The sequence below is a fragment of the Actinomadura geliboluensis genome (genome assembly GCF_005889745.1).
Lineage (GTDB): Bacteria > Actinomycetota > Actinomycetes > Streptosporangiales > Streptosporangiaceae > Spirillospora > Spirillospora geliboluensis.
In genome coordinates, this window is record NZ_VCKZ01000425.1 from 1 (window position 1) to 7,520 (window position 7,520).

8 protein-coding genes are annotated in these 7,520 nt (G+C 74.5%); 3 read left to right on the plus strand and 5 right to left on the minus strand.

Annotated elements, in window-relative coordinates:
* Positions 1-211, minus strand: a 211-nt coding sequence (locus ETD96_RS46210) for a hypothetical protein (RefSeq protein ID WP_205719639.1), incomplete at its 3' end; no start/stop codon positions are given.
* 60 nt (positions 212-271) lie between these two features.
* Here ETD96_RS46210 and ETD96_RS37275 point away from each other — a divergent pair.
* Positions 272-1,504, plus strand: a complete 1,233-nt coding sequence (locus tag ETD96_RS37275) for an MFS transporter (protein WP_138641222.1) — start codon at positions 272-274, stop codon at positions 1,502-1,504.
* A 68-nt stretch (positions 1,505-1,572) separates the two neighbouring features.
* Positions 1,573-2,205 (plus strand): RNA 2',3'-cyclic phosphodiesterase, encoded by a 633-nt coding sequence (gene thpR, locus ETD96_RS37280; RefSeq protein ID WP_138641218.1) that lies wholly within the window; start codon positions 1,573-1,575, stop codon positions 2,203-2,205.
* On the opposite strand, the gene ETD96_RS37285 is transcribed toward thpR, so the two are convergent.
* The 3 genes from ETD96_RS37285 to ETD96_RS45330 all read right to left on the minus strand — a co-directional run bounded on the left by ETD96_RS37285 (position 2,142) and on the right by ETD96_RS45330 (position 5,670).
* Entirely contained in the window at positions 2,142-4,319 is a 2,178-nt protein-coding gene (locus tag ETD96_RS37285) for a hypothetical protein (RefSeq protein WP_138641219.1), read from the minus strand. The genes thpR and ETD96_RS37285 overlap by 64 nt on opposite strands.
* A 128-nt stretch (positions 4,320-4,447) precedes the next feature.
* Complete coding sequence (locus ETD96_RS37290) at positions 4,448-5,467, minus strand: hypothetical protein (RefSeq protein ID WP_138641220.1); 1,020 nt, start codon at positions 5,465-5,467, stop codon at positions 4,448-4,450.
* A gap of 50 nt (positions 5,468-5,517) precedes the next feature.
* The gene (locus ETD96_RS45330) at positions 5,518-5,670 is read right to left on the minus strand and encodes a hypothetical protein (RefSeq protein ID WP_171069412.1); all 153 of its coding nucleotides are present in this window, start codon (positions 5,668-5,670) and stop codon (positions 5,518-5,520) included.
* Between the two features lie 16 nt (positions 5,671-5,686).
* On the opposite strand from ETD96_RS45330, the gene ETD96_RS37295 reads away from it, so the two are divergent.
* Positions 5,687-6,619 carry a class II glutamine amidotransferase gene (locus tag ETD96_RS37295; protein ID WP_171069413.1) on the plus strand — a complete coding sequence of 311 codons (933 nt, stop codon included), beginning with the start codon at positions 5,687-5,689 and terminating at the stop codon, positions 6,617-6,619.
* 147 nt (positions 6,620-6,766) lie between these two features.
* Here ETD96_RS37295 and serC read toward each other — a convergent pair.
* Positions 6,767-7,520: phosphoserine transaminase (gene serC / locus ETD96_RS37300; protein ID WP_240808503.1), on the minus strand; the 754-nt coding region annotated here is incomplete at its 5' end.

Below are 7,520 nucleotides of genomic sequence, written 5' to 3' on the forward strand. Positions count from 1 at the left end.
CACCCCAACACGCCCGAGCGACAGCACGCGGGGCGGCGACACAACGCAGGTCGCCGAACCCGTGAGGGTTGGCGACGGTGTGCGGGTTGATGAGGGCGCGCAGCTTGGCGAGTTCGTGCGGGACGGTGCGTCCGTGCGGGCTGGGGAGGCTGTGCGGCTCGCGGACGCCGGTGACGGTGGGCGTGGCGTGAAGGGGGACGGAACGTTCCAAGAGGGCGGTTCCGAGGTCCCCGGCGCGGAGGCGGCCGACGGGGAGGCGCGCAGCGGCGGCATGTTCCGGTCGCTGCGGATCCGCAACTACCGGCTCTACGCGGCCGGGCAGGTCGTGTCCAACACCGGGACGTGGATGCAGCGCGTCGCGCAGGACTGGCTCGTCCTCGAACTCGCGCACGGCAGCGGGACCGCGCTCGGCATCACCACCGGGCTGCAGTTCCTGCCGATGCTGCTGTTCGGGCTGTGGGGCGGCGTCATCGCCGACCGGTATCCGAAGCGGCGCGTCCTCGTGCTCACGCAGATCTCGATGGGCGTGCTCGCGCTCGTCCTGGGCCTGCTCACCGTGTCGGGGAACGCGCAGGTCTGGCACGTGTACGTGCTGGCGTTCGGGCTCGGTGTGGCGACGGTCGTCGACAACCCGACCCGCCAGTCGTTCGTGGTCGAGATGGTCGGCAGGCGCGACCTGCCGAACGCGATCGCGCTGAACAGCGCCACGTTCAACGGCGCGCGGCTGCTCGGACCGGCGGTCGCCGGGGTGCTCATCGCGCTGATCGGCACCGGGCCGGTGTTCCTGGTGAACGCGGCGTCGTTCGGCGCCGTCCTGTTCAGCCTGTGGGCGATGCGGGCGGACGAGCTGCACGACGCGCCGGCGGTGAAGCGGGCGAAGGGGCAGCTCCGCGAGGGGCTGCGGTACGTGCGCGGGCGCCGCGACCTCATGCTCGTGCTGATCCTCATCGGGTTCCTCGCGATGTTCGGCATGAACTTCAACACGACGGTCGCGCTGGTCGCCAAGGAGGTCTTCCACACCGACGCGTCGGCGTTCGGGCTCGCGTCCAGCATGCTGGCGCTCGGGGCGCTCAGCGGCGCGCTGCTGGCCGCGCGGCGGGTCGCCAAGCCGCGGCTGCGGATGCTGGTCGGGATGGGCCTGGTGTTCGGGACGCTGGAGGCCGTCACCGGGCTGATGCCGACGTACTGGCTGTTCCTGGCGCTGCTCGTCCCGACGGGCATCGCGATGATGACGATCACGACGGCGGCGAACGCGACGATGCAGCTCGGCGTCGCGCCGGAGATGCGCGGCCGGGTGATGGCGCTCTACATGCTGGTGTTCCTCGGCACGAACCCGCTGGGCGCGCCCGCGATCGGCTGGCTGGCCGAGCACTTCGGCGCCCGGACGAGCCTCGTCCTCGGCGGGGTCGTCTCCGCGCTTGCCGCGGTCGTGGTCGGGGCGGTCGCCGCGCGGGGGACGGCGGTCCGGCCCGCGCTGCGCAGGGCCCGTCCCGCGGAAGGATGACGGGCCCGCCCGCGTGACAACGGTGCCGTCGGCTGACAGGCTGGCCGGGTGGCCGTTCGGACGCTCCCATGAGGCTTTTCGTGGCGCTCGTGCCGCCGCCGGACGTCCTGGACGAGCTCGACGAGGCCGTCCGCCCGCATCTGGACGCGGTGCCGGAACTGCGCTGGGTCCGGCGCGATCTGCTGCACGTCACGCTGACGTTCCTCGGCGAGGTCGACGACCGCACCCTCGACCGGCTGCTGCCCCGGCTGGAGCGCGCCGTCGGGCGGCATGAGCGGATGGACCTGTCGCTCGCGGGCGCGGGCGCGTTCCCCGGCAGCGGCGCGCACGCCCGTGTCCTGTGGACGGGACTGTACGGCGACCGCCGCCGGCTCGCGCGGCTCGCCGCGTCCACCACGGCCGCCGGGCGGCGTGTCGGGACGCTGCCGGACAAGCACCGCGGGTTCCGCCCCCATCTGACGCTGGCGCGGTCGCGGCGGCCGGTGGACGTCCGGTCGCTGATCGAGGAGCTGTCGGCGTTCGCCGGCACCCCGTGGACGGCCGACTCGATCCAGCTCGTGCGCAGCCGCCTGCCCGGCAAGGACTGCGACCAGGTCACCTACGAGTCGCTGAAGACGTGGTCGCTGCGGCCGGGCGGTCAGAGCTCCGGCGGGGGCGGCGCGGGACGGTCGGCGTCGGGCGGCCCCCACGGGACGCCGTAGCGCTCGCAGGCGCGGCGCAGCTCGTCCAGGTCCGGCGGGAAGGTGATCTGGCGCAGCACCCGCCCGGACGGCGCCCACACCACCAGCCGCGGCATCCGGTCGGTCGACTCGTCGATGCCGACGCCGCCGACGCGGTCGCGGATGAGCTCCCATTCGACCTTGCCGCGCCGGGTGACGACCGCGAGCCCGGCGGACGACACGCGCAGCTGGGAGCGGTTCCGGTCGTACAGCCAGTAGCCGAGGAGGCCGATCACCAGGCCGGCGGGCATCGACCAGCTCGCCGTCGCGTTGAAGCCGCCGAGGTCGGGGCCGAGCCAGACCGCGCCCAGCAGCGCCACCGCCTCGCACAGCAGCACGCTCATCGCGTACGTGCCGATGCGGGAGCGGCGGGTCGCGTCCAGGAGCGTTCCGGGGGCCGTGACGGGGCCGAGCGGCGCGGAGACGGCGAACATGACGTCCTGCCCGCCGGGGCCGCCCGGCGGGGGCGCGGGGACGTCCTGGACGCCGCCGTCCGGGCCGGTGGCGGGCGCGGGGAGCGCCGCCGGCGCCCGGTCGGGCTCGGGCGCGGCGAGCGTGGACACGGCCGAATGGAACGCGGCGCTCATGTAGGCGTCGTACTCGGCGTCGTTGACCGGCAGGCCCGCGCGGCGGGCCGAGTCGCGCAGGTCGGTGCGGGAGATCCGCAGCGCCGACAGCGGCGCGGCGAAGAACTCGTCGCCGTCGGAGTCGTACAGCCGGACCCAGGCGTGCCCGCCGATGGTCAGCAGTTCGATGCCGCCGATGCGGTCCTCGGGCATCTTCAGCACGACGTCGCCTGCGGCGTCGGCCCAGCCGAGCCCGCCGTCGGCGACGACGAGCCGCCCGCCGGGCACCTGCGCGAAGATCTCCGGCAGCCCCTCCAGGCCGTAGTCGGGACGGCGCGGCGCCCGCGCCCCCGGCGTGATCACCCGGTAGCCGTGGTCGTCGAGGGCGTGCGCGAGCTGGAAGCCGTCCAGGCCGTGCGCGGGCAGCCGGGCGACCAGCTCCAGCCGGTGCCCGAACGCGAGCGCGGCGAGGTCGGCGCGGCGCGGCTCCCCGCTGACCGGGTCGAGGCGCAGGCCGGGGCCGACCACGACCGCGGCGACGTCCCCGGCGCGCAGGTCCTGGACCTCGCGGCGGCGGCCGGGGCGGGCCCGCACCAGCAGCCGCTCGGCGGTGATCGTCCAGCGGACCTGCGCGGCGCGCAGCAGCCGGCGCCGGGCGGTGAGGACGCCGGCGATCGCGGCGAGCGCCCAGCAGCCCGCGGCGAGCCGGGCGCCGAACTCGCTCGTCCCGTCCAGCGCGATCCGGACGATCATCACGGCGCCGAGCAGCGCGGTCAGCGCGCCGAGCGCCATGATCCGGCGGCGGCTCGGCAGCGGCTCGGGCGTGGCCAGCCGCTGCTCCCCGGCGCGTCTGCCCCGGCCGCGGCCCGCGCGGCCTCCGGCGGCCCCGGTGGACGGTGCGGTGGACGGTTCGGTGGTCGGCTCCGCGGGCGGCTCGTACGCCGCCGCCAGCAGCGCGGCCTCCTGGTCGAGCAGGCGCTTCTCGACCGCGTGGTCGCGCGGCAGCGGGCCGCCGCCCGGGATGTCGTCCTCCAGGCCGGACGCGCGCAGCGCCTCGTCGAGCGCCGGATCGAGGAGGTCGGTGGCCTCGCCGTCCAGCACGTGCATGGGGATGCCGAGGCGGCGGGCCGTCACGAACACGGCCAGCGGCTCCAGGCCCATCGCCGTCATGCCGCCCACGGCCGTCCGCCCGAACCGGTGGAAGACGGTCAGGACGCCGTCGCCGGTGGTGATGGCCAGGCCGTCGATCCGGGACCGCTCGTAGGACACCATGACCAGCCCGCCCCGGCCGATCCGCTCCAGGCCCGCCGCCGACAGCCGCCAGTACGGGCGGGGGCGCCGCCGGCGCGCGTCGGGGACGGCGCCGAGCAGCCACGGGACCGCGGCGACGGCGCCGATCAGCGCGGCCCACAGCCACACCGGGCGGATCGGCAGCAGCGCCAGCGCCACCGCGAGGACGGTGAACGGGCCGGCGGCGACGGGGCGCCACCGGCCACCCGACCCCGCGAGGCCCACCAGCTCATGCTCCACAGTCCGCATCCTCACACGGGTCCCCGCGGGACCGTCGCCCCCTTCCGGGATCCGGTCGTCCTCCGAAAGCCTTTTCCATCGTGCCGGTCAGGTCGGACGGCCGCGCGCCGCCCCCCGCGCCCCACCCGTCACCGCCGTCGCCGCGTCAGGCCGTAGCCGACCGCGGCCGCGATCGCCAGCGCGAGGAACAGCCCGGCCCGGGTGCCGGGGGAGTCCCTGGTGCCGTTCTCGGGCGAGTCGGCCGCGCCCGCGTTCTTCGCCGCGGGCGACGGCGACGGCAGCGCCTCCTCCGGCAGCGGCAGCCGGTAGACCGGCTGGTTCTTGCCCTCGGAGCCCACCAGCAGCGATCTGCCGTCGGCCGTGTAGGTCAGCGACTCGCCCTGCGCCTGCATGGGCAGGTTGATCGACTTCAGCGTCTTCCCGGGCCTGCCGTCCGGCCCGACCGAGTACAGCCGGGCGCCGAAGTACGTCCGGATCACGCAGGTACGGCCGTCGGGGGCGAACGCGCCGTCGGTCGCGATGGCCGGGGCGTCGCCGACCTTGCGCATGACGTTGAACCCGCTCGTCCGCAGCTTCGCCGGCGCCTCGTAGATCTTGCCGCCGAACAGCTTGCTCGCGATGTAGAGCCGGTTGGTGCGCGGGTTGATCATGACCGTCTCGGCGTTGCGCGGCCCGTCCTCGTACTTGACCTTGAACGCGGTGGCCCGCAGCGTCTGGCTGACCAGCCGGGACGGCTCCCGGATCCGGTACACGGTCACGTACGGCCAGGCGCCGCCGAGGTTGTCGCCGATGTCCGCCACGAAGATCGCCGGACGGCCGCGGCCGTCCTTGCCGAGCGCCATGCCCTCCCAGTCGCGGGCGTTCGCGCCGCCGAGCGTCAGCTCGGCCCGCACCCGCCCGTCCGGGCCGAGCGCGTAGATCTTCGGGACGCCGCCGGAGTCGTTGTGGGTGTAGACGACGCCCGGATGCCGGGCGCTCGCCGCGAGGCCGCTGGACTCGGTGATCCGCGGGTCCTTGATGGTGAACGCGACGCGCTCGTCCATCGCGGCGGCGGGGGCGGCGTGCGCGGCGGGGGCGTACCCGGCCGCGGAAGCGCCGGCCAGCGTGAGCGCGGCTGCGGAGCGGGCGGCGACGCGGCGTGCTGACATGGCCTGATCATCCCCGTTCCGCGCCCCGTCGATCATATGACCCGCGCCGGTCAGCTCAGCAGCGCACCGACGACCACGGCGAGCACGAGCGCGGTCAGCACGGTGGGAAGCAGCCATCGGGGCGCGCGGTTCACGGGTCTGAGCTTATTCGGCCCGGTGGACGACTCGAACCGTCCGCCCATGATCTGCATCTCATCTGACATGTGCGGATTGTTCGGGATGGTGCGGTCACCGTTCGACGAGGACCCGGGGCGGGCCTCGGACGTGTTCGTCACGCTGGGCATGCTCGCGGAGGAACGCGGCACGGACTCGGCGGGCCTCGCGCTGCTCGGCGCGTGGCCGGGCCTCGGCGGCCGGCCGAGCATCGCCGGGCCCTCCGGCGGCTGCCGCGTGGTGAAGGGCCGCGGGCGGTTCGCCGAGATCTGGCGGCCGGCCTACGTCCCCGAGCTGGACCGCTCGCCCGTCGCGCTCGGCCACACCCGCTGGGCGACGCAGGGCTCGCCGCTGGAGCCGCGCAACGCGAGCCCGATGGCCGTCCGGGACCTCGTCGCCACGCACAACGGCGACATCGACACCGCCGACCTGCGGGCCCGGTTCGCGCTGCCGCCCGCGTCCGGCACGACCGACAGCGAGCCGCTCATCCAGCTGCTCGCCGGCTGCCGGGAACCGGCCGAGGTCACCGCCGTCCTCGAAGCGGTGGTCGGACGGGTCGCGCTGGCCTGGGTGCACCGCGACCGCCCGACCGAGGTGCATCTGGCACGGGGCGCGCTCAGCCCGCTGACCGTCGCCGTCGACACCGAGCAGAACATCTACTGGGCGTCCAACCCGCGCTGGTTCCGGGACGCCGAGCGGCACACGCGGGTCCGGTTCGCGTCCGTCGTCATGGTGCGCGAGGGCACCTACGTGAAGATCGGCATGGAGCGCCGCCCCGGCCGCCGCGACCTGCCCGAGGTGCTGGCGACGTCCCGCTTCCTGCCCACGGCCCGCGACTCCGACATGGACCCCCGCGTCTGGCGCGGCTTCACCCAAGCCGACCGGGAAACCGACCACGCGGGCCTCCGCCACCGCGCCATTGTCTGCCCAGGGGGGCGACCCCCTGGAACCCCCGTCACGAGCCGGTCGATCCTCACGCCACGGTTTCTGTCGCTGTGACCGTGCAGGGCGGCGACGTGTCGCTGCGGTCGCCCGGCTCGACGGGCAGGCCCGCTGCGCTCGCTGGCGCTCGCTCCGCGTGCCTGCCCGTGACCGGTGCATGAGGTCAAACCCTCAAAAAGCGCCACAGCGTGGCGATTACCAGTACTACAAGCGCTCGACGACGTAATCGACGCAGGCCGTGAGGGCTTCGACGTCGTCGGGGTCGATGGCCGGGAACATGCCGATGCGCAGCTGGTTGCGGCCCAGCTTGCGGTACGGCTCGGTGTCGACGATGCCGTTGGCGCGCAGCGCCTTCGCGACGGCCGCGGCGTCCACGTCGTCGTTGAAGTCGATGGTGCCGACGACCTGGGAGCGCTGCGCCGGGTCGACCACGAACGGAGTCGTGTAGGACGTCTTCTCGGCCCAGGTGTAGAGCCGCTGGGACGAGTCGGCCGTCCGGGACGTGGTCCACGCCAGCCCGCCCTGGCCGTTCATCCACTCGATCTGCTCGGCGAGCAGCAGCAGCGTGGCGACGGCCGGGGTGTTGTAGGTCTGGTCCTTGGCGGAGTTGTCCACGACCGTCTTCAGGTTGAAGAACTCGGGGACGTACCGGTCGGACATGGCGATCTCGTCGATGCGCTCCAGCGCCGCCGGGGACGCCAGCGCCACCCAGAGTCCGCCGTCGGCGGCGAAGCACTTCTGCGGCGCGAAGTAGTAGACGTCGGTCTCGGCGACGTCCACGGGCAGGCCGCCCGCGCCGGACGTGGCGTCCACCAGGACGAGCCCCTCGCGCGCGGTGGTGCCCGCCGGGCGCTTGATCGGCATGGCGACGCCGGTCGAGGTCTCGTTGTGCCGCAACTCGCGGTTCTCGCGCTCCAGCTCGGCGATCCTTTGCGCATCGCTGGTCGTAGTCCCTGGA

Bases quoted from the DNA above. Each gene is read 5' to 3' on its own strand.
- ETD96_RS37295 (WP_171069413.1), top strand. From the start codon at position 5,687: ATGGTGCGGTCACCGTTCGACGAGGACCCGGGGCGGGCCTCGGACGTG.
- ETD96_RS37275 (WP_138641222.1), top strand. From the start codon at position 272: ATGTTCCGGTCGCTGCGGATCCGCAACTACCGGCTCTACGCGGCCGGG.
- ETD96_RS37290 (WP_138641220.1), bottom strand. From the start codon at position 5,467: ATGTCAGCACGCCGCGTCGCCGCCCGCTCCGCAGCCGCGCTCACGCTG.
- ETD96_RS45330 (WP_171069412.1), bottom strand. From the start codon at position 5,670: ATGTCAGATGAGATGCAGATCATGGGCGGACGGTTCGAGTCGTCCACC.
- thpR (WP_138641218.1), top strand. From the start codon at position 1,573: ATGAGGCTTTTCGTGGCGCTCGTGCCGCCGCCGGACGTCCTGGACGAG.